We start from the raw sequence: 25,249 nt of genomic DNA on the forward strand, positions 1-25,249 counted from the left end.
GGTGGTGTCCTTCTCAGCCGGCGTCCGTGGGCGGCCAGCTCTGGAGGTCGGTGTGGTCGGCCCAACGAAGGAACTCCGCGAGCCCGCGGGTCTGCTCCTCGGTGAGGGTGAAGTGCGGCATCTGGCGGCGGCCGGCGATGCCGGAGGGCTGAGCCTGGATCCAGCCGTCAAGGATCTGGTAGGCGCCCTCGGGGTCGTCGGCGACGCCCCAGCGGGTCATCACGTTGCCGAGCTCGGGGGCGAAGTAGGCGCCTTCGCCGTGCAGCGTGTGGCAGTTGATGCAGGAGTTCTCCTCCCAGACCTGCTTGCCCAGGATGACCTGGTCGGTGAGCGGCTGGGAGGCGGTGGAACTGGAGACGATGAAGTGGTGGCTCTGGGCGACCATGGCCACGAAGACGGCCGCGAAGAACAGCGAGCCTCCGTAGAACACGTTCCGCGCCCTGGCCTTTGTCAGGACTTCCGACATGGGCTCCTCGGGTGAAGGTTGAAGACGGGGCCGTCCTAGACCGGGGCGTCGCGCAGGGAGTTGCGCAACCGCAAAGAACGGGAACTTCCGCGCGGCGATCCTCTGCGGACCCGGATCTCGGTTCGGGCGACGGAGGAACGGCCATGCCCAAGACGAACATCGACGACCCGGACCTGCCGCTGTCGCATCTCTTCGAGAGGTGGCCGGCGGCGGGGGCGGTGTTCCTGAACCAGGGGATGCTGTGCTTCGGCTGCCCCATCGCACCGTTCCACACGGTGATCGACGCCTGCCTGGAGTACAACCTGGACGAGGACCAGTTCCGGACGAGGCTGCGCGAGGCGGCGGCGGTCCCGGCCCGGTGAGATCTCCGGCCGGGTGGCCGGAGGCTGTTGGTGACGAGTTGAAGTCGTTACGGCGTGCGCGCGGCGGCCAGGCCGCGCGCACGACGCCGGAACCGGTGGTCCGGCGAAGGGGCGGGCGTCGTCCGCCGGGCTTGCTGGTCAGGAGAGCGATGGGCCGGGGACGCGGACCCCCGCCCGAGGGTCCGCGCCGGCTGGTCCGGGCCGTCAGCCTTGGCGCGTGGAAAGCCACGCCGCGGCTCGCGCCCGGAGGCCACCTCGTCCGGCGGCCAAGCCGGCACGGGTGGGAGCGCGTGTTCGACGCGCGGCGGCTGGGTCTTTGCGAGGACTCGCCTGGTCCTCTCCCAGTGGGGCGCGATGCCTTGCCGGATGAGCGTGCCGGACTCCCTCCGGAGGTGTCACTCTCATCCCGCCCCTCAAAGAGCTCTCGCCCGGGGGAACCGGTCCCGGGCATGGACGGTCGTGATGAGCCCGGAGCAGGACCGGCCGTCCAAGGCCCCGTCCGGGGGAGCGCTGTCCGTTGAGGCCTCCTGCCGGCGCAAGCGTCCTCCTGCTCTGAGGTCGTGGACGGGCCGGGGGGAGGCGTCGCGGAACGGCGCTCCGATGTGAGAGGAAGGATGCGCGCCAGAGGTTAACGATCCGTTACCCGGGCGTTCGGTGGGGGGTGGGGGGACGCAACACCCCCGAGACAAGGTGTTGATCCGGCTCGGGAACGTCTCGGGCGAGGGTGTTGCGTCGCCCCGTGGGGCGGGATTCAGCCCGCCAGCGGCACGGGACGAATCACCGCCCCGAGCGGGCCGGGGATGGTGGGCTGAAGCCCACTTGGCGGCGACCGGAGCTGGCCGGGAATGGTGGGGTGGACCCCCGCCCTAAGAGGGACGGGGACGGCTTGCGCCGTCGAGGGCTCCGGCCCGTCGGGTGGGTGGAATCCACGCGCAGGGTCGCGACGCTTGGGTTGCGCCCGCCAGGGCGGGCTTCAGGCTCCGTTGGTGCGGAGGAACTCCACGAGGCCCGCCGTGGAGGCGTCCTTGCCGGAGGTCGCCTGAGTGCCCTCGACCATGGGGGCGAGGGTGTTCGCCAGCTCCTTGCCGAGCTCGACGCCCCATTGGTCGAAGCTGTTGATGCCGAGGACTGCGCCCTCGACGAAGACGCGGTGCTCGTAGAGAGCGACGATCTGGCCGAGGGTGTAGGGGTCGAGGAGCGGATAGGCGAGCGTCGTGGACGGGCGGTTGCCCGGGAAGACGCGGTGGCTGGACTGGCGTTCGAGTTCCTCGCCGGTGAGGCCGCGCTTGGACATGATCCCGCGCGCCTCGTCCAGGGAGCGGCCGCGCATCAGCGCCTCGGACTGCGCGAGGCAGTTGGCGATCAGGAGCTGGTGCTGGTGGTGGAGGCCCTCCTCGTGGCCCCGCGCGGCGACGAGGAACTCGCAGGGGATGACGCGGGTGCCCTGATGGATGAGCTGGTAGAAGGCGTGCTGGCCATTGGTGCCGGGCTCGCCCCAGACGACGGGGCCGGAATGGACCGTGAGGGCCTGCCCGTCCATGGAGACGCGCTTGCCGTTCGACTCCATCTCCAGTTGCTGGAGATAGGCGGGGAGGCGCATCAGGCGGTTGTCGTAGGGAAGGACGGCGCGGGTCGCGTAGCCGCAGACCTGGTTGTGCCAGAGGCCCACGAGGGCGAGGAGCGCGGGCATGTTCTCGTGCCACTCGGCTGCCTGGAAGTGGCAGTCCATGTCCTGCCCGCCCCGCAGGAAGGCGCGGAAGGCCTGAGGGCCGATGGCGAGCATGAGCGAGAGGCCGATGGGGCCCCACATGGAGTAGCGCCCGCCGACCCAGTCCTCGAAGCCGAAGACGCGGGCGGGGTCGATGCCGAAGGCGCTGGTCTTGTCCTGGGCCGTCGAGAGGGCGGCGAACTGGCTCGCGGGGTTCTGGACCTTCTCGCTCATCCAGGCCTTGGCGGTGGCGGCGTTGGCCATCGTCTCCTGGGTCGTGAAGGTCTTGGACGCGACGATCACCAGGGTCGTGGCCGGGTCGCAGGCGGAGAGGACGTCGTGGACGTCGGCGGGGTCGACGTTGGACACGAAGTGGGTGCGCGGGCCGTCGGCGTAGGGACGGAGCGCGATGGCGCCCATCTTGGGGCCGAGGTCGGAGCCGCCGATGCCGATGTTGACGACGTCGGCGTAGCGGCCACCCTGCCCTTTCTCGCGCCCCTCGCGGATCGCTTCGGCGAAGGTCTCCATGCGGTTCAGGGTGTCGAGCACGCCGGGCATCACGTCCTCGCCGTCCACGAGGACGGGGCCGCCGTCGAGGTTGCGGAGCGCGGTGTGGAGGACGGCGCGATCCTCGGTCTCGTTGATCTTCGCGCCCGCGAACATGGCGTCGCGCTTCTCGGCCACCTTCACGGCGTCGAGGAGGCCGATCAGGAGGCGCAGGCCCTCGGCGTCGAGGTTGGTCTTGGAGTAGTCGAAGAGGAGGTCGCCCAGGCGGAGGGAGAACTGCTCGGCGCGCGAGGGGTCGTCGAAGAGGGAGAGGATGGAACGGTCCTTGACCGACTCATGGTGCGCGCGCAGGGGGTCCCACATTTCAGCTCTCCGCCCAGTGGATGGTGGCGCCCTTGAGGACGGCGGCGACGGGGGCCTCCTCGGGCGGCAGGGTGCGGGCCCGTTCGAGCGCCTCGCGCTTCTCCGGGCCAGTGATGACGATATGGCGCGAGATGGCGCCGGCGAGGACCGGCGCGGAAAGGGTCACGCGCGGCTCGGGCGCGCCGGGGGCGCGCATGGGGACGAGGATGGCGTCGCCCGCCAGCGCCTCGGAGAGCCGGTCGGCGCCGGGGAAGATCGAGGCGGTGTGCATGTCGGCGCCCATGCCGAGGAGGCAGGCGGTGAGCGGCAGGACCCCGGAGATGGCCTCGGCGAGTTGGGGGATGCCCTCCTCGGGCGTGTCGGCGGGCGCGTAGAGGGGAAGGTAGCGGGCGACGGCGGCCTTGCCGGTGAGGAGGCGTTGGCGCAGCAGGCGGGTGTTGGAGCGGGGGGAGTCCTCGGGGACCCAGCGCTCGTCCGTCAGGAGCACGGCCACACGGTCCCAGTCGAGGTCGGCGCCGCAGAGCGAGTCGAAGATGGGGCCGGGCGTGGTGCCGCCCGGGACCGCGAGCGAGGCCGTCTCGGAGGACTGGAGCGCCTGGCGCAGCTCGCCCGCGAGGCGCGAGGCGACCTCGATCATCATGAGCTCGGAGTCGGCGTAGGTGATGAGTTCCATGAGGTTCCCCGAAGCAACGCGTCGGACCATAGGGCGCCGGACGGGGGCCGCCTAGGCCTTGATCTCGCGCCAGCGCCGTCCCTCGCGGTGGAGGAGCATCAGCGCGTCGTCGGGGCCGGTGCTGCCGGGGTCGTAGAGCTTGGGCACGTCGTTGCGCGCCTCCCAGCCGGCGATGAGGGGATCGGTCCAGGCCCAGGCGGCCTCGACCTCGTCGCCGCGCATGAAGAGCGTCTGGTTGCCCCGGATCACGTCCATGATGAGCCGCTCGTAGGCGTCGGGGACGTCCTGCCCCTCCTGGCCCAGCGCCTCGCTGAACGTCATGTCGAGCGGCACGTCGATGAGGCGCATCCCGCCGGGGCCGGGCTCCTTGATGGTGACGGTGAGGTCGATACCCTCGTTGGGCTGGAGGCGGATCGAGAGGATGTTGCGGTGGCGGGCATGATCCCCCTCGAAGATCGTGTGGGGCAGGTCCTTGAAGACGACCGCGATCTCGCTGTGCCGGGCCTTCAGCTTCTTGCCGGTGCGGAGGTAGAAGGGCACGCCGGCCCAGCGCCAGTTGGCGATCTCGGCACGGATGGCGATGAAGCTCTCGGTGAAGCTGCGGGGGTTGCCCGCCTCCTCGCGGTAGGAAGGGTGGCCGTCGCCCGCGTCGTACTGGCCGCGCACGATGTGGTGGACGGGAACGGGCTGGAGGGCGCGGATGACCTTGAGCTTCTCGTCGCGGACGGCGCCGGCCTCGAAGCGGGAGGGCGGCTCCATGGCGATCAGGCAGAGGAGCTGCATCAGGTGGTTCTGGACCATGTCCCGCATCGCGCCGGACTTGTCGTAGTAGCCGCCCCGACCCTCGACGCCGACCGTCTCGGCCACGGTGATCTGGATGTGGTCGACGTAGTGGTTGTTCCAGAGTGGTTCGAAGAGGAGGTTGCCGAAGCGGACGGCCATGAGGTTCTGGACCGTCTCCTTCCCGAGGTAGTGGTCGATCCGGTAGATCTGCTCCTCGCGGAAGTATTCGGCGAGCGTGCGGTTGAGCGCGCGGGCGGATTCGAGGTCGCGGCCGAAGGGCTTCTCCACCACGATGCGGGAGTCGACGTCGGCGATGGCGTGCTCGTGGAGCTTCTCGGCCAGGGGGCCGAAGAGGCTGGGGGCGACGGAGAAGTAGAAGGCGCGCACGACGCCGTCGCGCATCAGCGCGGCGAGCCGGGGCCAGCCCTCCTCCACCGTGGCGTCGACGGAGACGTAGTCGAGCCGGTCGAGGAAGGCGGCAAGGCTCTCGGAGTCCTTGGATTCGGGGCCGCCGAACTCCTCGATCCCCTGGCGGATCATCTCGCGGTAGGCGTCCGCGTCGAGGGGCGCGCGGGCGGCGCCGATGATGCGCGAATCGGGAGTCATCTGGCCCGCGCGGAAGCGGCGGAAGAGGCCGGGGAGGATCTTGCGGCGGGCGAGGTCGCCGGTGCCGCCGAAGATGACGAGGTCGAAGGGCTCGACCGGGATGACGCGCGAGACCATCGTCGAGACTCCTCTGCGGGGACCGTTAGCGCTAACGGCGCCCCTCTAACTCCAATGGCGCGCCGCGTCCAGCGGCTGCCTCAGCCATCCTCCAGAGACTCCCACGAGACGCGGGCGAGGCCCGGCTCGGCCGCGAGGCGCGCGAGGGTCTGGTCGATGGCGACCGGCGTCGCCCCTTCTCCGGTCACGGCCGCCGTGATGTCAAGCGTGCCGCCCTCGGCGGAGGGGCGGGCGGCGATCTCGGTCAGGTGGAGGCCGCCCAGGGCGAAGGTGCGCAGGAGGAAGGCCCGGGCCTCGGCCTCGCGCGTCGGATCGCAGGCGATGGTGACCTGGAAGTGCCGTAGGGCGGGCCGCCCTGCGAGGGTGTGGCGCTTGATCCACTTCACCAGCGGGCGGAGGCCCAGGTTGATGAAGACCACGAAGCCGGTGAGCAGGGCGGCGTGGGGCCAGGCCCCTGCCCCGGCCATCATGCCCACCCCGGCCGAGCACCAGAGCGTCGCCGCGGTGTTGATGCCATAGACGGTGAAGCCGTCGCGGAAGATGATCCCCGCCCCCAGGAAGCCGATGCCCGAGACGATCTGGGCGGAGACTCGGGTGGGGCTCACCTCGTCGGGGAAAAGGCCGGAGAAGATCACGAAGGAGGCGGCGCCGAGCGCCACGAGGGCGTTGGTGCGAAGGCCGGCCATGCGCTGGCGGATCTGCCTCTCGGACCCGATCACGGCGCCGCAGGTCAGCGCCACGAAGAGGTTGAGGGCCGCGTGCTGGAGCGGGACGGACAGGAAGGGGAACGGCAGGAAGGAGTCCATGGGCCGGGGTTGTCCCGCCCGGTCGCCGGCCTGTCAATCGAGGTCGCGGCGAGTCGTCACCCGGCGACGACGCAGAAGTTGTTTCCCTCGGGGTCGGCGAGGACGATGTAGCCCTCGCCCTGCCGAAGGATCGTCGCGCCGAGGGCGAGGAGGCGGGCGACCTCGGCCCCGGGGTCGGGCGCGGCGATGTCGAGGTGCAGGCGGTTCCGCGCCGGACGGTCGCCCGGGCGGAGGTGGAAGCAGAGCCGCGTCCCGGGGCCCTCGACCATCACGACGGGGTCGGTCTCGGGCGTGAGGCCGCGGGCCGCGAGCCGGGCGAGCTCGGCCTCGTCGTAGGGGAGCACCTCGTAGCCGTCGAGCGCCTCGGCCCAGAACCTCGCGAGGCGCGAGGGGATGTCGCTGTCGATCACGATCTCCTTGAGGCGGGCCATGGGCTCGATCCTGCGAAACGGTCGGTTGCCGCAGAGTAGCGCGAGCCGGTCGCCTGGGCGAGGACCCGCCCGATCCGGCGTCCTGGCCGAACCCCTCGCGCCACCCGGGCGTTGCCCCTCGGACAGCTCAAGGAAAGGGACCCGAGATGAGCACGAGCAAGCATCCCAAGACCCACACGCCCAGCGACGCGGACATCAAGGGCAATCCGGGGATCGGCACGTCGCCCGGGACGGCCTCCGACGGGGACGACCTCGACGGGGAGAACACCTTCGAGGGCGACGTGATGAACGACACCTCGCCCCAGGGCGGGGTCGACCCGAACCAGCGCGGGCGGACGAACAAGTAGGCGGCGCGACCGGCGCTCCGCTGCGTTGTCAAGTCGGGAACCATGTCCCCGCGCGGCCCTTGCCGCCGGGGACCTTTCGTGGTGACGTCGCGCCCGGCCGAATCCGATCGGCCTCGTTCCTGAAAGGTCTTTGCCATGAACGCATTCAAGATCGCCACCCTAGGCCTGTTGCTGGCCGCGACCGCCGCCGAGGCCCAGAAGGCCCCCGCCGGGCAGGCCGGAACGGGCGGCAAGCCCGCCGCGGGCGCCCAGATCACCACTCCCGACGCCGGAGCCGATGCCGCCACGCAGGCCGCGCCAGCCGCGCCCGCCGCCGGTGGCCTCGTGGTCGCCTCGGACCCGCAGGGCGTCGTCTCGGCCATCCAGGCGCTGGGCTACACCGCGACTCTGGGCACCGACGGCGCCGGCGACCCGACCATCACGGGCGAGGTCGAGGGGACCCAGTTCAACGTCTACTTCTACGGCTGCCAGGATCACGCCGACTGCCAGTGGCTGATCTTCAGCGCGGGCTTCGACCTGCCCAACGGGTCCACGCTGGACGCGATGAACACCTGGAACCAGAACAACCTCGTGGGCCAGGCCTATCTGGACAACGAGCAGGACCCGTTCCTCAACTACTTCGTCACCACCACCGGCGGCATGACGCAGGAGAACTTCGCGGACGCCGTGGACTGGTGGAAGGTGGCCGTCGGCAACTTCAAGACGGAGATCGGCTTCCAGTGAGAGGCGATCACGACTCGAGCTCGGCGTCCCAGTAGAGGTAGTCGAGCCAGGAGTCGTGAAGGTAGTTGGGCGGGAACTTCCGCCCGATGTTGCGCAGGTCCTCCGAGCCCGGCTGGCGCGGAGGACGGCGCAGCGAAAGGCCCGCCTGCTTGAGCGAGCGCGACCCCTTGCGGAGGTTGCAGCTCGAGCAGGCGGCGACGACGTTCTCCCAGCTCGTGCGGCCGCCCTTGGAGCGGGGGACGACGTGGTCGAAGGTCAGGTCGCCCCGCGCGCCGCAGTACTGGCAGCAGAACTCGTCCCGCAGGAACAGGTTGAAGCGGGTGAAGGCCACCTGCTTCTGCGGCTTGACGTAATCCTTGAGCACCACGACCGAGGGGATGCGGATCGTCGTCGAGGGCGAGTGGACGCAATCGTCGTAGGTCGCCACGATCACGACGCGATCCATGTAGGCGGCCTTGACCGCCTCCTGCCAGGGCCAGAGCGACAGCGGGTAGTAGGAGAGCGGGCGGTAGTCGGCGTTCAGGACGAGTGCGGGGTGATGACGGAGCGACGCGGGGTCCCTCACGAAGCTGGTCCTGAATTCGTCCTCAGCCATCAGTGCCGTCATGCTCTAGCGACTCCCCGTCCGCGCATGGCCGTCGAGTCCCACTATATATCGGGTCCGACACGCGGCAAGCGCTGCTAGTTGTGGCGGGAGCCTTATCCCCAAGGGATGACAGGCACGTGACAGGAACTCAGGACAGGCCGAGCCTGTCGCGCATGAAGGCGAGCGCGACGCCAAGGCCGTCGGGGGCGATGCCGTGGGGCGTGCCCTTCATGACGTGCGCGTAGACCTCGGTCCAGCCGGCGGCCTCGAGGGCGCGGGCGGCCTCGGGGAGGGCCTGGATGGGGATGACGTCGTCCTTGTCGCCGTGGACGAGGAGGACGGGCGGGCGGCAGAGCGCCTCGTCGGCGAGGAGCTCGGGCTCCAGCAGGCGGCCCGAGAAGGCGACCACGGCGGCGACCGGGTCCTCGCGCCGGGGCGCGGCGTGGAGGGCCATCATGCTCCCTTGCGAGAAGCCGAAGAGGACGACCTGCTCGGGCAGCAGGTCCTCGTCCACCATGACGCCATCCAGGAAGGTCTGGAGGTCGTCCACCGCGCGGAGCATCCCGTTGAGGGCGCTTTCCTCGGAGGAGCCGTCGATCCAGGGGATCGGGAACCATTGCAGGCCCATGGGCGCGCCGATGCACTCCTCCGGCGCGTCGGGGGAGAGGAAGAGCGTGTCGGGCATGTATTCGGCCAGCGGTTCGGCGAGGCCGATCAGGTCGCGGCCGTTGGCGCCGTAGCCGTGGAGGAAGATCACGGCGGAGCGGGTCTCGCCGGAGGCGGGCTCCACGCGTTCGGCGCGCAGCGCGCGGGTGTCCTTGGGCATCTGGGATTCCTTCGTGGCTGGGCCGCGAGATAGCGTGGGCGCGGGCTCAGCGCACCCCCTCGCGGCTCTTCACGACGTGGTAGTAGCCCCAGAGGATGCGGGCGGCGACGGCGCGCCAGGGGGACCAGGCCTCGGCCATCTCCTTGAGCGCGCGCTCCTTGGGACGGTCGGGGAGATCCCAGAGCAGCCGCACCCCTTCCTGCAAGGCGAGGTCGGCGGGGGCGAAAACGTCGGCGTGACCGAGGGCGAACATGGCATACATCTCGGCGGTCCAGCGGCCGATGCCGGGGACGTGGATGAGCTTCTGGATCACCTCCTCGGTGGGCAGGGTCCGGAGGGCGTCGTAGTCGATCCCCTCGGCGGCGAGGGCCTTGGTGTAGCGGACCTTCTGGCGGGAGAGGCCTTGCGCGCGGAGGGTGTCCTCGTCAGCCGCGAGGACGGCCTCGGGCGTCGTCAGACCGTTCGCGACGAGCCGGTTCCAGATCGACTCGGCGGCGGCGGTGGAGACCTGCTGGCTGACGATGGAGGAGAACAGGCGGTCGAAGCCGTCGGGGTAGCGGCGGAGCTTCAGGGGCCGCGACATCTCGTAGGCCATGGCGAAGCGCGGCTCGCGCGCGCCGAGCCAGTGGGCGCCCTCCTCGATGCAATCGTTGGTCTGGATGATCCTCATGCGGCCAAGCTAGGCCGAGGAGAACGAAAGGGCAACAGCCCAGGCGAGAGCCTCGTCCACGGTGCGCAAGGTCGGAAGGCCCTCGGGGGGCTCGGGGCGGCGCAGGATGAGGACCTCGATCCCCAGGTCGCGGGCCGCGTCGAGCTTGGGGCGGGAGTCGGCGCCGCCCGCGTCCTTGACGACGAGGTGGGTGACGGCAAGGCGGTGGAAGAGGTCGGCCTCGGCGACGCGGTCGAAGGGGGGGCGGGCGACGACATAGGCGCCGGGGAGCGGGAAGGTCTCGGTCGGCGGGTCGATGACGCGGAGGTAGGTCGCCTGCGCGCGAAGGTCGGCCCAGGCGGGGAGGCTCTGGCGGCCGGTGGCGAGGAAGACGGTGGCATTCTCGGGGATGAGGCGTGTGGCCTCGGCCTCGTCGGCGACATGGATCCAGCGGTCGCCCGGGCCGGGCGTCCAGGCGGGGCGTTCGAGGCGGAGGTGCGGGAGGCCGCGTTCGGTGCAGATCGCGTGGGTGCGCGCGGTGATGCGGGCGGCGAAGGGGTGGGTTGCGTCGATGACGGCGGTGATGGGGTTCGTGTCGAGATAGGAGGTGAAGCCCTCCGTGCCGCCGAAGCCGCCGATGCGGGTGGGAAGTGGGAGGGGCGCGGGCTCCCTGGTGGCTCCGGCGAGGCTCGCGATTGCGGGGATTCGGTTGTCGGTGAGGCGTTGCGCAAGGTGGCGAGCCTCGGCGGTCCCGGCGAGCAGGAGGATCACGGACCGGACCGGGCGAGGATGGTGCCGGCGCGGTCGGTAATGACGACGTCGGAGAGGGAGCCGGTGCGATCGAGCATCGCGTCGAGGCGGGCGCGGGCTTCGTCGGCCACGCGCTGCGCGAGGGTCGGCCCGCAGAGGTCGAGGGCGGCGAGGCCGGTGGGCGCCTCGGCGACGCGGGGTCTTCGGCGAGGGTGGCGAGCCGGGCCATGTCGAGTTGGCTGCGGCCGGAGTGTAGGTCCACGGCCCCTTGGGCGAACTTGGCGATCTTGGCGAAGCCGCCGCCGAGGGTCACGCGGGGGACAGGATGGCGGCGCAGGTATTTCAGCATCCCGCCCGCGAAGTCGCCCATGTCGATCATCGCGTGCTCGGGAAGGCCGTGGAGGGCGCGGACGGTCGCCTCGGAGGTCGCGCCGGTGCAGCCGGCGACGTGGGTAAGGCCGGTCGCGCGGGCCACGTCGATGCCCCGGTGGATCGAGGCGATCCAGGCGGCGCAGGAGAAGGGGCGTACGATGCCGGTCGTGCCGAGGATGGAGAGGCCGCCCTCGATGCCGAGGCGGGGGTTCCAGGTCTTCTGCGCGAGGGCCTCGCCGTCGGGGATGGAGATGGTGATCTCGATGTTCGGCTCATGGCCGAGGTCGGAGGCGAGGCTTGCCACCACCTCGTCCATCATGGCTCGGGGGACGGGGTTGATGGCGGGCTCGCCCGGCGGGATCGGGAGGCCGGGACAGGTCACGGTGCCGACCCCCTGCCCCGCCCTGAAGATGACGCCGCCCCTGGAGGGAGAGACCCGGGCGCAGATCAGGGCGCCGTGGGTCACGTCGGGGTCGTCGCCCGCGTCCTTGACGATGCCGGCCTCGGCCCAGCCCTCGCCCTCGGCGCGATGGGCGACGGCGAAGGTGGGCGTCTCGCCGCGTGGGAGGGTGATGGTGACGGCCTCGGGCCATTCTCCGCCCCAGAGGCGCAGGAGCGCGGCCTTGGTCGCCGCCGTCGCGCAGGCGCCGGTGGTCCAGCCGCGGCGGAGGGGAGCTTCCTGGGTCACGTCCGGGATGATGGGGCCGAGGGCCGGGACCTGCAAGGGCCGGCGGGTGCTTGCAGGCCGGGCGGACCGCCCCTGCGCTGGGCGCGGTCGATGCAGCGGGTCGCCCGAGGTGGCCGAGGCGTCGCGGGATGGCTTTTCGCGGGCGGAGCTTGGCCCTATGAGGGCGGCATGACCGACCTGCCCTCCTTCGACTGGCCCGAGTTCCTGCCCGGATGGGTGTGGCTCGTGGGCGCGGGCCCCGGCGATCCGGGGCTGCTGACGCTGCACGCGCTGCACGCGCTGCGACAGGCGGACGTGGTGGTCTACGACGCGCTGGTGGAGCCGCGCATCCTCGACTGGGCGCCGGGGGCCGAGCGGGTGTATGCGGGCAAGCGCGGCGGCAAGCCCTCGCCATCGCAGCGGGACATCTCCCTGCGGCTCGTGGAGCTGGCGCGCGAGGGCAAGCGGGTGCTGCGGCTCAAGGGCGGCGATCCCTTCGTCTTCGGGCGCGGCGGCGAGGAAGGGCAGACCCTGGTCGAGCATGGCGTACCGATCCGTATCGTGCCGGGGATTTCGGCAGGGATCGGGGGGTTGGCCTATGCGGGCATCCCGGTCACGCACCGGGACGTGAACCAGTCGGTGACCTTCGTCACGGGGCATGACCAGACGGGGCAGACGCCGTCGTCGCTCGACTGGCGGGCCATCGCTCGGGCGTCCGAGGTGATCGTGATCTACATGGGCCTCAAGCACGCCGCGCAGATCGCGGGGGAGCTGATGGCGGCGGGGCGCGGGGCGTCCGAGCCGGTAGCCATCGTGACGGACGCGACGACGCCCCGGCAGGCGGTCGTGGAGACGATCCTGGGGTCGCTGCCCGAGGAAGCGGCGAAGGTGGAGCCTCCGGCGATCATCTGCATCGGGCGGAACGTGCTGCTGCGGCAGGTGCTCGACTGGCGCGAGGGGGTTCGTCGGCTCGATCCGCTGGGGACGCGCGGGCGGATCGAGAGCGCCTGATGGGCGGGATCGTCCTCGCGGCGCCCGCTTCGGGGTCGGGCAAGACGACGGTCACGCTGGGGGTGCTGCGGGCGCTGGCGCGGCGGGGCTTCGCGGTGCGGGCGGCGAAGTCGGGGCCGGATTACATCGATCCGCGCTTCCACGAGGCGGCCTGCGGGGCTCCTTGCGTGAACCTCGATGCCTGGGCGATGGGCCGGGCGCGGCTGCGCGCGCTGGCTGGGGGGCCTGGGACGCTGGTGGTCGAGGGGGCGATGGGGCTCTTCGACGGGGCGGCCGATGGGCGGGGGTCGACGGCGAACCTGGCGACGGTGCTCGGGCTGCCGGTCGTGCTGGTGGTGGATGCCGCGCGCATGGCGCAGTCGGTAGGGCCGCTGGTCGCGGGCTTCGCGCGGCACGACCCGGAGGTGCGGGTCGTGGGCGTGGTGCTGAACCGGGTGGGGTCGGAGCGGCATCGCCTGATGCTGGAGCGAGCGGTCGAGGGAGTGGGGCTGCCGGTGCTGGGCGCCCTGCCCCGTGCCGAGGCCCTGGCGCATCCGTCGCGGCACCTCGGGCTGGTGCAGGCCGAGGAGCGGCCGGACCTGGAGACGTTCCTGGAGCGGGCGGCCGATTTGGCGGAGCGGCATATGGACCTCGCCGCGCTGCTGGCGCTGGCTGCGGGAGAGCTCCCCGGGGCGGAGGGGCCGAGGGTGCCGCCGCCGGCGCAGAGGATCGCCGTGGCTCGGGATGCGGCCTTTGCCTTTGCCTACCCCCATCTGCTGTCGGATTGGCGCGGGGCTGGCGCAGAGGTCTTGTTCTTCTCGCCGCTTGCGGACGAGCCGGTGCCGGTCGCGGACCTCTCGATCCTGCCGGGTGGCTACCCGGAGCTCCATGCCGGGCGGATCGCGGGGGCGGAGAGGTTCATGTCGTCCCTGAGGATCTTCGCGCAATCCTCTGACGTCTATGGGGAATGCGGCGGATACATGGTGCTGGGCGAGGCGCTGGTGGATGCCGAAGGGCGGGCGCATCGGATGGCGGGGCTGCTTGGGCTGGAGACGTCGTTCGCGGATCGGCGGCTGCATCTGGGCTACCGGCGCGTCGAGGCGGCGGGAGGACCGTTCCCAGGTCCTTGGGCCGCCCATGAGTTCCATTACGCGACGACGCTGCGGGCCGAAGGGGAGCCGCTGTTCCAGGCTTGGGACGCCGAGGGGACGGAACTCGCGCCCATGGGGCTGCGGCGCGGACGTGTCGCGGGGTCTTTCGCCCACCTGATCGACCGCCTGGATGGACAGGATGCGGTGCCGGGCGTAGGGCTTCGGGCATGACCGCCTCGCCCGCTTCCCCCGCCTATCTGCCCGACGACCGCGCCGCGCGCCGCAACGTCTTCGTCCTCGTCGCCGCGCAGGCGGTGCTGGGGAGCCAGGTGACGATGGTCTTCGTCGTGGGCGGGCTCGCGGGGAACATGCTGTCGCCGATCCACTGCCTCGCCACGCTGCCGATCTCCATGATCGTGTTCGGGGCGATGATCACGGCGCCTTGGCTGTCCGGGTTCATGCAGAGGCACGGGCGGCGTCCGGGCTTCCTGCTGGGCGCGACGGGCGGCCTGTTGGGCTCGGGCCTCGCCGCGTTGGGACTGTCGCTGGGGAGCTTCGTGCTGTTCCTCGCGGGGAGCTTCCTGACGGGGACCTACATGGCGGCGCAGGGGTTCTATCGCTTCGCGGCGACGGATGCGGCCTCGGACGCCTTCAAGCCCAAGGCGATCTCCTGGGTTATGGCGGGGGGGCTGGTGTCGGCTCTGACCGGGCCGCAGCTCGTCAAGTTCACGAACGAGATGTTCGCGGTGCCATTCCTGGGAACCTATCTCGCGGCCATGATCGTGACGCTGATCGGGATGCCGCTGTTCTTCCTGCTGGAGCTGCCCACGCCGACGCGGAGCGACGTGAAGGCGACCAAGGGGCCGTCCTGGCTGGAATTGCTGTCGCGGCCGGTGATCCGCGTGGCGGTGATCTGCGGAATGGTATCCTACGCGCTGATGAACCTGGTGATGACCTCGGCGCCGCTGGCGATGGTGGGCTGCGGCTACACCACCGGGAACGCCGCCGACGGGCTGTCGATGCACGTGCTCGCCATGTTCATCCCGTCGTTCTTCACCGGGAACCTGATCGCCCGGTTCGGGGCGCAGCGGATCGTCATGATCGGGCTGTTCATCCTGGCGGGCGCGGGGGCGTTCGGGCTGTCGGGCGTGGACCTCACCCACTTCTACGGGACGCTGATGCTGCTGGGGCTCGGCTGGAACTTCGGGTTCATCGGGGCGACGGCGATGCTGACCTCGGCCTATGCGCCAGAGGAGCGCGGGCGGGTGCAGGGGATGAACGACTCGATCGTCATGGGCTGCGTGACGGTGGCGTCGCTGGCTTCGGGCGGGCTGATGAACTGCGCGGTGGGGAGCGCGGCGGAGGGGTGGCAGCTCGTCAACCTCGCCATGGCGCCGTTCCTCGTGCTCGCGGGCGGGGCGCTGATCTGGCTGGCGATGCGGCCCCGGATGGCGCGTTAGGGCGCTACCACGTTCCTCGGAGCGTGACCCAGAGAAGGCGGAGGCGCTTCTGACCCTCGGGAAGGGCGAGGCGGCCATGGAGAACGGCGTCGGGGTCGCGGCTTGCCGCCTTGAGCATTGCCGCTGCCAGCGAGGCGGCGCGGAGCGCGGGGATGCCGGGGCCGAAGCGGGTGCGGCGAGACTCGGACAGAGCGGCTAGGGCGTCTTGGGCGAGGCTGTGGATCGTGTCGGGCGTCAGGATCGCGAGGCCCCGGCCATGGGTCGCCAGTTCCGGCAAGGCGAGGAGCCAAGTGGCAAGGCCGCTGGCATAGCCAGCCTGGATGATGGCGGGACGGCTCGACTCGGGCTCGCCTAAGCCTCCCGCACCGGCCCAGAGAAGGTTCCCGGCGGTGCCTTCGAGGTAGGGGCGGAGCGCGTCGGGGGCGAAGGGCTCGCGCTCGATGTCGCGGCGGCGGGCCTCGATCAGGGCATCGAGGGGGGCGGGGTCGAGGCGGCCCGCGTTGAGGAGCGCGCCGAGGGGGCCGGCGACCTCGTGGGCGGGGGGCGTCTCGCCAGCCGCGCTGTTCTCCACCACGTCGCGCCACCATTGGAGGCGCATCTCGGCCAGCATGGGCTCGCGGGTGCGCCAGGGCGCGCGGGCGACCTCGAGGTTGAAGGCGTAGAGGGGGAAGAGGATCTCGCGCGCGGGGGGCGGGGCGGCCATGGCGACGCGGAAGCGGTCGGGGTCGGACCGCTCCACCATCTCGGCGCAGGCCTGGAGGCTCATGCCGGGACCGGGGCGTCGTCCTGGACGAGCTTCCAGGTGATGGCGTCGATCAGGGCGTCGAAGCTCGCGTCGATGATGTTGCCGGAGACGCCGACGGTTGTCCACTGGCGGCCTGTGTCGTCCTCGCTGTCGATGACGACGCGGGTCACGGCCTCGGTGCCGCTGCCGACGATGCGGACGGCGAAGTCGGTGAGGCGCATATCCTCGATGTAGCCTTGAAGCGGCCCGAGGTCGGCTGCTAGAGCGCGCGACAGCGCATGGACAGGGCCGGCATCGCCCTCGTCCGGCGTGTGGTGGTTCTCGTGGAAGCTGGTGATGCGCTTGGCGCCGATCTGGATGGTCACGACCGCTTCGGAGACGGTGACGACCTGCCCCTTCGCGTTGCGGCGACGCTCGGAGATCACGCGGTAGCGCTCCACGTCGAAGTAGCGGGGGAGGAGGCCGAGGGCGTCGCGGGCGAGGAGCTCGAAACTCGCCTGGGCGGTGTCGTAGGCGTAGCCCTTGGCTTCCCTCTCCTTCACGGTGTCGAGGATGCGCGAGAGGCGGGGGTCGTTCGCCTCGACCTCGATCCCGGCCTCGCGCAGGCGCTGGCGGAGGTTGGACTGGCCGGCCTGGTTCGACATGGGGACGATGCGGGAGTTGCCGACGCTCGCGGGGTCGACGTGCTCGTAGGTCGAGGGGTCCTTGGCGATGGCGCTGGCGTGGAGCCCGGCCTTGTGGGCGAAGGCGGAGTGGCCGACATAGGGCGCCTGCTTGGCGGGGACGCGGTTCAGGATGTCGTCAAGCGTGCGGGAGGCCTTGAGGAGGCCCTTGAGGGCGTCCTCGGTGACGTTGGTCTGGAGCCGGCTGGCGAAAGGCTCCTTGAGGAGGAGCGTGGGGATCAGCGTCACGAGGTTCGCATTGCCGCAACGCTCGCCCAAGCCGTTGAGGGTGCCCTGGATCTGGCGGGCGCCGGCCTCGACGGCGGCGAGGGAGTTGGCGACGGCGTGGCCGGTGTCGTCGTGGGTGTGGATGCCGAGGTTCTCGCCGGGGATGCCGCTTTGGATCACGGCCTCGATGGTGGCGCGGACCTCGCCGGGGAGGGTGCCGCCGTTGGTGTCGCAGAGGACGATCCACCTCGCGCCCTCGCCGTGGGCGGCGTGGAGGCAGGCCAGGGCGTAGGCGGGGTCGGCGCGGTAGCCGTCGAAGAAGTGCTCGGCGTCGAAGAGGGCCTCGCGGCCCTTCGCCTTGAGATGGGCGAAGGAGGCGCGGATGTTCTCGACGTTCTCGTCGAGCGGGATGCCGAGGGCGGTGCGGACGTGGAATTCGTGCGACTTGCCGACGAGGCAGACGGCGGGGGTGTTGGCGTTCAGCACGGCGGCGAGGACGTCGTCGTTGTCGGCGGAGCGGCCCGAGCGCTTGGTCATGCCGAAGGCGGTCATGGTGGCGCGGGTTTGGGGCGCGGCGTCGAAGAAGTCGGAGTCGGTCGGGTTCGCGCCGGGCCAGCCGCCCTCGATGTAGTCGAGGCCGAGGGCGTCGAGGATGTTGGCGATGCGGGTCTTCTCGGCGGTCGTGAACTGGACGCCCTGGGTCTGGGCGCCGTCGCGGAGGGTGGTGTCGTAGAGGAAGAGGCGGGCGGTCATTGGGGTCTGTCCTTTGGCTGCCCTTGAGATTCGCAGGAAAGGGTTAACGGTTCATTATAGTAACGAGCGTTGCGTCGGGGGTGGAGAAAGGGTTTGGGTGTGGCGTGGGGAGCACAGGAGAGAACCATCCGATCCGTCCTCATTCTGCGTTTTGGATCAGAGGTTGGACCCTACGAATGAAATATTGATACGTCAGAGCCCTGCGACTGAGACTGAACTCATTCTCACCAGACTGGCGCACGGCCTCTCGAAAGAATTGCTTTCGCGCCTTCCAGCTCGGCAGCCAGTGAAATATATCCATCCGAGCTTGCTCTAGATCGACTGCATCAAGTCGAGCTGCATCCTTATAAAAGCCGACCTGAATACCGTCGTCTTTCAGTCTGCTCTTTATGTGGTCGATCCTACTAAAGTCTTTGGACGCCTTCGCATCTAAATACATCTCAAAAACCGACGCGAGTAGCTGATCCTTTGCTGAAACAATATCCTGAGGAGTTTTCAACCTGATTTCAATTCCGAGGAAATCTAGAGAGGCCGCAAGACCTGCATGGTTGCCTTCAGAGTAGAGCCGATGAAGTTCCGTGATTGCACGCGACGTATCCAGATCATCTGCCAAGGCGGTAACTACCGCCTCGTCCGGCTCGCGCGTTGGAACCACGTCTCGAACAACTTCTTCCCAGCGAAGAAGAATAGCATCCGCTTCTTTCCACTTAACTTCCGTCCAATCCATCGGCTTGCTATAGTGCGTTCCAAGCAGGACTAGACGGATAACCTCGCCCGGCACTTGCTGTTTCAGCAGGTCCCGCACGGTGAAGAAGTTGCCGAGGCTCTTTGACATCTTCTTGCCCTCGACCTGGAGCATCTCGTTGTGCATCCAGACCTTCGCGAATCCCGCCTCGGGGTTGGCGCAGCAGCTTTGGGCGATCTCGTTCTCGTGGTGGGGGAACTGGAGGTCGATGCCTCCTCCGTGGATGTCGAAGGCCGGACCAAGAAGACCCTTCGCCATGGCCGAGCATTCAATGTGCCAGCCCGGACGGCCGCGACCCCAAGGCGAGGACCAACCAGGGAGCGACTCGTCGGACGGCTTCCAGAGAACGAAGTCGAGCGGGTCTTCCTTGTAGGGAGCGATCTCCACACGGGCGCCGGCGATCATGTCGTCCACCGAGCGGCCGGAGAGAGCGCCGTAGCCGGAGTAGCTACGGACACGAAAGAGAACGTGGCCCTCGCGTTCGTAGGCGTGATCGCCCTCGATCAGGTCTTGGATCATCGCGATCATCGGGCCGATCCATTGAGTAGCCCGGGGCTCGCGGTTCGGAGGAAGAGCTCCAAGAGCCTTCATGTCCTCGTGATACCAGCGGATCGTCTCCTCGGTGCGTTCGTGGATCAGCTCCTCCAGCGAGCGGGGGTCGCCGGCGTTCTTCCGGGCAAGGGCGGCGTCGTTGATTTTGTCGTCTACGTCCGTGAAGTTGCGGACATAGGTGACGTGATCCGCGCCATAGACGTGGCGGAGGAGGCGGAAGAGGGTGTCGAATACGACGACGGGGCGGGCGTTGCCGAGGTGGGCGCGGTCGTAGACGGTCGGGCCGCAGACGTACATCCGGACGTTCTGGGGGTCCAACGGCTCGAAGACCTCCTTGCGGCGGGTCTTGGTGTTGGTCAGGCGGATCGTCGTCATGGCGCCTCGCACGGGGGTTCAGGCCCGCGGGCTGGTCTCGTTCTCACCTGGGGAGTGCGACGATGCGGCCCGCGTGACAGGTGTCAGCAGGGAATGATGCAGCAGATGAGGATGCCACGGGTCGTCATGGCGGCCCACTTAGCAGCCCCCTGCCCCGGCGTCCACGGGATTCCGCTCAGTAGGGCTGGCCGTCCTTGTGCGTGAAGATCCACTTGCCGTCGGGGCCGAGCGTCGCCTGGAGGTCGTCGTGGGGGTAGCTGCCCTCGTCGCCCGGGGTGCGGTCGCCGATCTCGAGGTAGACGACGTCGCGACCGGTCCGGTTGACGAGCTGGTGGGCGACGCCGCCCGCCGGGAAGCCCGCGCAGTGGCCGGGAGAAAGCGCAACCTCGCCCTGGTCGGTGACGAGGGTGGGCTCGCCTTCGAGGATGTAGACGAACTCGTCCTGCCGGCTGTGGCGGTGGAGGAGCGCGGACTCGCCGCCGGGGACGAGGCGGGTCAGGTTCACGCCGAAGTTCCGCAGGCCGAAGAGGTCGCCCAGGGGGCGCTTCTCCCGCCCGGCCATGCGGCTGAAGAAGGGCTCCGGGTAGTTGGAGGGCTTGGTGCGAGGCGGGGCGGAGGCCGCCGGGAGGGCGATCGGGCGGCAGGGCTGGTCGTCGGGCATCGGGGCGGCTCCGGGCATTCGGCACGGAAAGGGTGCCATGCGGCGGGAAGAATGGAAACGGGCTTTACCGGCCGGGGTTTCGCCCCATCTTGGGTGGCATGAGCCGCGAGACCGTGAATCTGATCTGCGCCGAGCTGCCGGGAACCGAGAAGGTCCAGGGCGAGGGAGGCGAGGATGTCTGGACCCTGGCGCACGAGCCTTTCGCCCGCGTAAGCGAGTCGGTGGAGGTGCGGGAGGGCGCGGGCTGGGTCGCCCTGCCCCCGCTCGACGACCGGCACCTGCGCGAGAGGATCGTCGTGGCCTACGAGTCGCTGCGTCACGCGCTGCCCGGGGACGTGCAGGTGACGCTGGACCGCACCAGCGGTTGACTTCGGGCCCGGGCCGCCCCAACCCAGGGGCCATCATGGCCAAGGCATCGCAACGCATCCAGCGCATCACCGGCGGCGGCTCGGACGGGTGGGACCTGTTCTACCGCGCCAAGGACCTCATCCGCTCAGGGGTGGAGGTCATCGAGCTCACCATCGGCGAGCATGACGTGAAGACCGATCCCGCGATCCTCGACGCGATGCGCGAGGCGGCGCGGGCGGGGCACACGGGCTACGCCTCGATCCCCGGCATCGTGGAGCTGCGGCAGGCGGTGGCGGAAAGGACGGAGCGGCTGACCGGGGTGCCGACGCGGGCCGAGAACGTGATCGTGACTCCGGGGGGGCAGGCGGCGCTCTTCGCGACGCATCAGTTCGTCGGCGATCCCGGCGACAGGGCGTTGTTCGTCGACCCCTACTACGCGACCTATCCGGGAACGATCCGATCCGCCGGGCTGGAGCCGGTCCCGGTGACGGCGCGGGCCGAGGCGGGGTTCGAGCCGCTGGAGGAGGACCTAGCGGACGCCGCCGAGGGGGCGCGGTCGGTGCTGGTGAACTCGCCCAACAACCCGACGGGAGTGGTCTATTCGGAGCGGACGTTGCGCGGGCTCCAGCGGGTCGCGGAGGCGCGGGACCTCTGGGTGATCTCGGACGAGGTCTATGACAGCCAGGTCTGGGAAGGGCGGCACCTGAGCCCCCGGGCGCTGCCGGGGATGGAAGCGCGGACCCTGGTGATCGGATCGCTGTCCAAGAGCCACGCGATGACGGGGAGCCGGCTCGGCTGGGTCGTGGGACCGGAGGAGGCGATCGAGTGGCTCTGGGACCTGTCCACCGTGTCGAACTACGGGATACCGGGGTTCATCCAGGACGCGGGCGTCTTCGCGCTGGCGCAGGGGCCGGAGTACGAGGAACGGATCGCGGCGCCCTTCGCGCGGCGGCGGGAGATCACGCAAAGGCTGCTCGCGGGGCAGAACGTGGTCAGGGCGGCGCCCCAGAGGGGGGCCATGTACGCGATGCTGGACGTGCGGGCGACGGGGCTCTCGGGCGAAGGGTTCGCGCTGCAGCTCCTCGAGGAGGAGCGGATCGCGGTTCTGCCGGGGGAAAGCTTCGGGAGCGCCGGGGCGGGCCATGTCCGCATCGCCATGACGGTGGCGGACGAGGTCTACGAGGCGGCGGTCCGCAAGGTGCTGGAGCTGGCGGCGCGGCTCGCGGCCGAGCGGGCGCGGAGCGGGGCGCACCTGCCCCAGATCGGGTGACGGCGGGGCCGGCGCCCCGGGAGGCGCCGGCCGTGATGGGTCAGAAGCGGTACGAGGCCCGCAGCGTGGCGGTCGTCACGTCGGTGTCGATGCCGTCGAACGGCGCATCGTCGAAGTTGTGGCGCAGGACCTCGGCGCCCACCGAGATCCGGTCGCTCACGGCGTAGTCGATGCCGATGCCGTAGAAATGGCCGTCGTAGCTGTCGTCGAGAGCGGCGTCGATGGCGTCGTCGTCGCTCGAGACCATGGCCCGGGCATAGCCAGCCGTCAGGTAGGGCAGCGCCCGACCGGCGTCGTAGCCCAGCCGGAGCTTGGCGCGGGCGACGGAGTCGAGGTCCACGCCGTCGGGGCTGCCAGCGGCGTCGACGTTGATGTTGGTGGCATCCCAGTCGATCTCGCCGCCGACCACGACACGGCCGAAATCGTACATGTAGCCGGCATGGATACCGTAGACGGCGCCGTCGAAGTCCTCGTCGTCAGTGGCGGAAACGTTGTCGTCGATGCTCAGGTTGCCGAAGCCGAACTGACCGCCGACGTAGAAGCCGGACCAGTCCGAGCCCGTCGAGGCGGGCGTCACGGCGGCAGGCGCGATCACCGCCACGGGAGCGACCGGAGCGGGGGAGGAGGCGGTCGGGGCGAAGCCGCCCGCGAAAGCGGGAGCGGCCAGGAGCGCCGCGCCGGCGGCGAGGGAAAGACGGGAAATCATTTGGTGTTACCTCTTCTGGTCAATTGACGACCATGACCGACGGGAAGGGCCCGGGGTCGTCAGCCTACGTATGATCGAAGACCAGGGATTCCAGAAAGTGACGAATCCCTTACCCATATGTTGCCACACAGCAACACCTGTTGCAGTTCGGTCCGCTGACCTTATGAGGGGTGGCGAAGCGGTCGCATGGACAGGCACCGCCCCGCGAGGTCCGAGCGCCACGAGGCCCGACTGCGGCTATCCTTCGGTCGGGCGGCTCAGCCTTCCGCCGCAGGTGGGCTCGGGCACGCCGGTCGTCCCTGGCGCGGAGGTGGGCAGGCCCCGGGCGACCCGGACGGCCAGGAAGGCGAAGGCCTGGGCCTCGAGCATGTCCCCGTCGAGGCCCGCGGATTCCACGGGCTCCACGGGGCACTGGGCCGCCCGGGCGATCATCGCCATCATCGTGGCGTTGCGACGCCCGCCGCCGGTGACGAGGAGGCGCGAGGGCGGTCGGGGACAGCGCATCATGGCCTGGCCGACCGCCTCGGCCGTGCAGGCGACGAGCGTCGCGGCGGCATCGGCATCCGGGAGGTGCTCGACCAGCGAGGCGAGCGCGGGGAAGTCGTCGCGGTCGAGCGACTTGGGCGGGCGACGGCCGAAGTAGGGGTGCCTGAGGAACCGCTCGACCACCTCGCGCGAGGGCTTGCCCTGCCCCGCGAGCCCGCCGTCCTCGTCGCGCGGGAGGCCCCGGCGGCGGAGCATGAGGTCGTCGAGGGGGGCGTTCGCGGGGCCGGTGTCGAACGCGAGGAGCGCGCCCTCCTCCTCGGGCCTTTCCCGCGATGGGTCGATCCAGGTCACGTTGCCGACGCCGCCGAGGTTGAGGAAGGCGACGGGTTCGGTGGCGCCGATCCAGCGGGCGAGCGCCCAGTGGTAGAAGGGCGCGAGCGGGGCCCCTTCCCCGCCGTGCCGCACATCCTCGGAGCGGAAGTCCCAGACGACGGGGAGGCCGAGCACCCGGGCGAGCCAGGCGCCGTCGCCGACCTGCAGCGTGCCGCGCCCCCGGGGCTCGTGCGCAAGGGTCTGGCCATGGAAGCCGACCAGCGCGACCCCGGGGAAGCCGGAGAGGATCTCGGCATGGGCGCGCTCCACGACGCGGGCGGCGGCCTCGACCGCGTCGCCGTCCCATCGGCCCAGGGCAGCGCGGAGCGTGGCGCGCTCGGCGTCGCCATAGGGGCGGTAGCCGCTGGACCCGAAGGACTCGACCGTCTCGCCGTCGGTCACGAGGACGGCGGCGTCCACGCCGTCGAGCGAGGTGCCCGACATGGCGCCGAGGGCGGTCAGGGTTTGCGTCATCTTTTCCTCCCGATCGGCGAAGCCTATAGACTGCGCCGACCTTCGAGAGGGAACAAGGCCATGACTCATCAGCCCAAGTCCGACTTCCTGCGCGTGCTGATCGAGCGTGGCTATTACGCCGACTGCACCGACCTCGCGGCGCTGGACGCCGCGCTGCTCAGGGGGGTCGTGCCGGCCTACATCGGCTACGACGCGACGGCGCCGTCGCTCCATGTCGGGCACCTGATGAACATCATGGTGCTGCGCTGGCTGCAGAAGTGCGGGGGCAAGCCGATCACGCTGATGGGCGGGGGCACGACCAAGGTGGGGGACCCGTCGTTCAGGTCGGAGGAGCGGCCTCTGCTGACGCCGGAGCAGATCGACCGCAACATCGAGGGCTTCAAGAGCACCTTCGGCAAGCTGATCGCCTATGGCGACGGGCCGAGCGACGCGATCATGCTGAACAACGCCGAGTGGCTGGACGGGCTGAACTACCTCGACTTCCTGCGGGACATCGGGCGGCACTTCAGCGTCAACCGGATGCTGTCGTTCGAGAGCGTCAAGAGCCGCCTCGACCGCGAGCAGTCGTTGTCGTTCCTCGAGTTCAACTACATGATCCTCCAGGCCTACGACTTCCTGGAGCTGAACCGGCGCTACGGGTGCCTGCTGCAGATGGGCGGGTCGGACCAGTGGGGGAACATCGTCAACGGGATCGACCTCACCCGCCGCGTGGACGGGGCGGAGATCTACGGGCTGACGACGCCGCTGCTGACCACCTCGGACGGGCGGAAGATGGGCAAGTCGCAGGGCGGCGCGGTGTGGTTGAACCCGGAGATGCTGTCGCCCTATGAGTTCTGGCAGTTCTGGCGGAACACGACGGACGCCGACGTGGGGCGGTTCCTGAAGCTCTACACGGAGCTGCCGGTGGAGGAGTGCGACCGGCTGGGGAGCCTCGGGGGCTCGGAGATCAACCAGGGCAAGGTCGTGCTCGCCAACGAGGTGACGGCGCTCCTGCACGGTCGAGAGGCGGCGGAGGCGGCGGAGCGGACGGCGCGCGAGGTCTTCGAGGCCGGCGGCGTGGGCGACGACCTTCCGACGGTCGTGCTGACCGAGGCGCAGATCGCGGGCGGTATCGCCAACACCGCTCTCTTCGTGCAGGCGGGCCTGGCCACGAGCGGCAAGGAGGCGAAGCGACTGTTCGCCGAGGGCGGGGCGCGGATCAACGACGAGGTCGTGACCGAGCCGCGGCTGATGACGCTCTCGGAGCTTCAGGACGGGCTCAAGCTTACGGCGGGGCGGAAGCGGCACGCCCTCGTGCGCGTCGGGTAGACGGGCCTGGAAAATAGGGTGCGGCCCGACCGGAGCGATCCGACCGGGCCCCACCCGAACGAGAAGAATGCTCGCTGAAATACCGGAACGACGGACCCGTCCTTCAAATCTCCGGTTCGTCGGGGGAGGCGACGCGCCGGCCTGGGTCCAACACAAGGCACCGTAACTGAGAGGACGATAGCCCCGCGCGACGAGGATTCGCTGTTCCCACGGGAACAGGGTCGCGCAATTCCCGAGATAGGGCCGGACGACTGGCGCCCCGGTCCGCGACCCGGTAATCG

At 70.0% G+C, this 25,249-nt stretch carries 25 protein-coding genes and 1 pseudogene; 9 read left to right on the top strand and 17 right to left on the bottom strand.

Features of this window, described 5'->3' with window-relative positions; translation table 11 throughout:
* Positions 1-13: 13 nt before the first annotated feature.
* Entirely contained in the window at positions 14-466 is a 453-nt protein-coding gene (locus tag RUMESO_RS00700) for a c-type cytochrome (protein WP_037277227.1), read from the bottom strand.
* Between the two features lie 143 nt (positions 467-609).
* On the opposite strand from RUMESO_RS00700, the gene RUMESO_RS00705 reads away from it, so the two are divergent.
* A complete protein-coding gene (locus tag RUMESO_RS00705; RefSeq protein WP_037277228.1) occupies positions 610-828 on the top strand; it encodes a DUF1858 domain-containing protein in 219 nt (72 codons plus the stop codon).
* 973 nt (positions 829-1,801) lie between these two features.
* On the opposite strand, the gene pgi is transcribed toward RUMESO_RS00705, so the two are convergent.
* From pgi to RUMESO_RS00730, 5 genes are all read right to left on the bottom strand, one after another.
* A complete protein-coding gene (gene pgi, locus RUMESO_RS00710) occupies positions 1,802-3,406 on the bottom strand; it encodes a glucose-6-phosphate isomerase (protein ID WP_037277229.1) in 1,605 nt (534 codons plus the stop codon).
* 1 nt (position 3,407) lies between these two features.
* Positions 3,408-4,079 (bottom strand): 6-phosphogluconolactonase, encoded by a 672-nt coding sequence (gene pgl / locus RUMESO_RS00715; protein WP_037277230.1) that lies wholly within the window; start codon positions 4,077-4,079, stop codon positions 3,408-3,410.
* 51 nt (positions 4,080-4,130) lie between these two features.
* Positions 4,131-5,585 carry a glucose-6-phosphate dehydrogenase gene (zwf, locus tag RUMESO_RS00720; RefSeq protein WP_037277231.1) on the bottom strand — a complete coding sequence of 485 codons (1,455 nt, stop codon included), beginning with the start codon at positions 5,583-5,585 and terminating at the stop codon, positions 4,131-4,133.
* A gap of 80 nt (positions 5,586-5,665) precedes the next feature.
* Positions 5,666-6,391, bottom strand: coding sequence for an MgtC/SapB family protein (locus RUMESO_RS00725; RefSeq protein WP_156362573.1), 726 nt, complete (start codon positions 6,389-6,391; stop codon positions 5,666-5,668).
* A 56-nt stretch (positions 6,392-6,447) separates the two neighbouring features.
* Positions 6,448-6,822: a VOC family protein gene (locus RUMESO_RS00730; RefSeq protein WP_037277233.1), complete on the bottom strand. Its 375-nt coding sequence runs from the start codon at positions 6,820-6,822 to the stop codon at positions 6,448-6,450.
* Positions 6,823-6,968: 146 nt separating this feature from the next.
* Between RUMESO_RS00730 and RUMESO_RS00735 the strand changes: the two genes are divergently transcribed.
* A complete protein-coding gene (locus RUMESO_RS00735) occupies positions 6,969-7,169 on the top strand; it encodes a hypothetical protein (RefSeq protein WP_037277236.1) in 201 nt (66 codons plus the stop codon).
* Positions 7,170-7,304: 135 nt separating this feature from the next.
* Complete coding sequence (locus tag RUMESO_RS00740) at positions 7,305-7,892, top strand: YbjN domain-containing protein (protein WP_051520882.1); 588 nt, start codon at positions 7,305-7,307, stop codon at positions 7,890-7,892.
* 7 nt (positions 7,893-7,899) lie between these two features.
* Here the strand turns inward: RUMESO_RS00740 and RUMESO_RS00745 are convergent, their stop codons facing one another.
* The 5 genes and pseudogenes from RUMESO_RS00745 to RUMESO_RS23705 all read right to left on the bottom strand — a co-directional run bounded on the left by RUMESO_RS00745 (position 7,900) and on the right by RUMESO_RS23705 (position 11,763).
* The gene (locus RUMESO_RS00745; protein WP_037277456.1) at positions 7,900-8,487 is read right to left on the bottom strand and encodes an HNH endonuclease; all 588 of its coding nucleotides are present in this window, start codon (positions 8,485-8,487) and stop codon (positions 7,900-7,902) included.
* A 139-nt stretch (positions 8,488-8,626) separates the two neighbouring features.
* The gene (locus tag RUMESO_RS00750) at positions 8,627-9,304 is read right to left on the bottom strand and encodes an alpha/beta hydrolase (RefSeq protein ID WP_037277237.1); all 678 of its coding nucleotides are present in this window, start codon (positions 9,302-9,304) and stop codon (positions 8,627-8,629) included.
* A gap of 46 nt (positions 9,305-9,350) precedes the next feature.
* Entirely contained in the window at positions 9,351-9,974 is a 624-nt protein-coding gene (locus RUMESO_RS00755; protein ID WP_037277239.1) for a DNA-3-methyladenine glycosylase family protein, read from the bottom strand.
* Between the two features lie 9 nt (positions 9,975-9,983).
* A complete protein-coding gene (locus RUMESO_RS00760) occupies positions 9,984-10,724 on the bottom strand; it encodes a cobalt-precorrin-6A reductase (protein WP_037277251.1) in 741 nt (246 codons plus the stop codon).
* A pseudogene (locus RUMESO_RS23705) lies at positions 10,721-11,763 on the bottom strand (cobalt-precorrin-5B (C(1))-methyltransferase). The gene RUMESO_RS00760 and the pseudogene RUMESO_RS23705 overlap by 4 nt, the downstream one beginning before the upstream one ends.
* 168 nt (positions 11,764-11,931) lie before the next feature.
* Between RUMESO_RS23705 and cobA the strand changes: the two are divergent.
* From cobA to RUMESO_RS00780, 3 genes are read left to right on the top strand one after another with little or no spacing between them, the layout of a single operon-like run.
* Positions 11,932-12,753, top strand: a complete 822-nt coding sequence (gene cobA / locus RUMESO_RS00770) for a uroporphyrinogen-III C-methyltransferase (RefSeq protein WP_037277253.1) — start codon at positions 11,932-11,934, stop codon at positions 12,751-12,753.
* On the top strand, positions 12,753-14,054 hold the full coding sequence (locus RUMESO_RS00775; protein ID WP_051520883.1) for a cobyrinic acid a,c-diamide synthase CobB: 1,302 nt from the start codon (positions 12,753-12,755) through the stop codon (positions 14,052-14,054). Before cobA ends, RUMESO_RS00775 begins: the two co-directional genes overlap by 1 nt.
* Positions 14,051-15,283, top strand: a complete 1,233-nt coding sequence (locus tag RUMESO_RS00780; RefSeq protein WP_037277254.1) for an MFS transporter — start codon at positions 14,051-14,053, stop codon at positions 15,281-15,283. Before RUMESO_RS00775 ends, RUMESO_RS00780 begins: the two co-directional genes overlap by 4 nt.
* A gap of 4 nt (positions 15,284-15,287) precedes the next feature.
* Here RUMESO_RS00780 and RUMESO_RS00785 read toward each other — a convergent pair whose 3' ends face one another.
* The 4 genes from RUMESO_RS00785 to RUMESO_RS00800 all read right to left on the bottom strand — a co-directional run bounded on the left by RUMESO_RS00785 (position 15,288) and on the right by RUMESO_RS00800 (position 20,004).
* Entirely contained in the window at positions 15,288-16,049 is a 762-nt protein-coding gene (locus RUMESO_RS00785) for a squalene/phytoene synthase family protein (protein ID WP_037277255.1), read from the bottom strand.
* Positions 16,046-17,671 carry a citramalate synthase gene (gene cimA / locus RUMESO_RS00790; protein ID WP_037277256.1) on the bottom strand — a complete coding sequence of 542 codons (1,626 nt, stop codon included), beginning with the start codon at positions 17,669-17,671 and terminating at the stop codon, positions 16,046-16,048. Before cimA ends, RUMESO_RS00785 begins: the two co-directional genes overlap by 4 nt.
* Before the next feature lie 139 nt (positions 17,672-17,810).
* On the bottom strand, positions 17,811-19,343 hold the full coding sequence (cysS, locus tag RUMESO_RS00795) for a cysteine--tRNA ligase (RefSeq protein WP_082483286.1): 1,533 nt from the start codon (positions 19,341-19,343) through the stop codon (positions 17,811-17,813).
* A 175-nt stretch (positions 19,344-19,518) separates the two neighbouring features.
* Positions 19,519-20,004, bottom strand: a complete 486-nt coding sequence (locus tag RUMESO_RS00800) for a cupin domain-containing protein (RefSeq protein ID WP_037277258.1) — start codon at positions 20,002-20,004, stop codon at positions 19,519-19,521.
* A gap of 98 nt (positions 20,005-20,102) precedes the next feature.
* Here RUMESO_RS00800 and RUMESO_RS00805 point away from each other — a divergent pair, with 98 nt between their 5' ends.
* Positions 20,103-20,372 (top strand): hypothetical protein, encoded by a 270-nt coding sequence (locus RUMESO_RS00805; RefSeq protein ID WP_037277259.1) that lies wholly within the window; start codon positions 20,103-20,105, stop codon positions 20,370-20,372.
* 35 nt (positions 20,373-20,407) lie between these two features.
* Entirely contained in the window at positions 20,408-21,622 is a 1,215-nt protein-coding gene (locus RUMESO_RS00810) for a pyridoxal phosphate-dependent aminotransferase (RefSeq protein ID WP_037277262.1), read from the top strand.
* A gap of 40 nt (positions 21,623-21,662) precedes the next feature.
* Here RUMESO_RS00810 and RUMESO_RS00815 read toward each other — a convergent pair whose 3' ends face one another.
* Positions 21,663-22,328: an outer membrane protein gene (locus RUMESO_RS00815; protein ID WP_037277264.1), complete on the bottom strand. Its 666-nt coding sequence runs from the start codon at positions 22,326-22,328 to the stop codon at positions 21,663-21,665.
* A 237-nt stretch (positions 22,329-22,565) separates the two neighbouring features.
* On the bottom strand, positions 22,566-23,660 hold the full coding sequence (locus tag RUMESO_RS00820) for an anhydro-N-acetylmuramic acid kinase (protein ID WP_037277266.1): 1,095 nt from the start codon (positions 23,658-23,660) through the stop codon (positions 22,566-22,568).
* A gap of 60 nt (positions 23,661-23,720) precedes the next feature.
* On the opposite strand from RUMESO_RS00820, the gene tyrS reads away from it, so the two are divergent.
* Positions 23,721-24,968 (top strand): tyrosine--tRNA ligase, encoded by a 1,248-nt coding sequence (gene tyrS / locus RUMESO_RS00825; protein ID WP_037277268.1) that lies wholly within the window; start codon positions 23,721-23,723, stop codon positions 24,966-24,968.
* Positions 24,969-25,249: the final 281 nt, after the last annotated feature.

Origin of the sequence: Rubellimicrobium mesophilum DSM 19309 (assembly GCF_000600335.2) — a bacterium.
In the GTDB taxonomy this organism is placed as follows: Bacteria; Pseudomonadota; Alphaproteobacteria; order Rhodobacterales; family Rhodobacteraceae; genus Rubellimicrobium; species Rubellimicrobium mesophilum.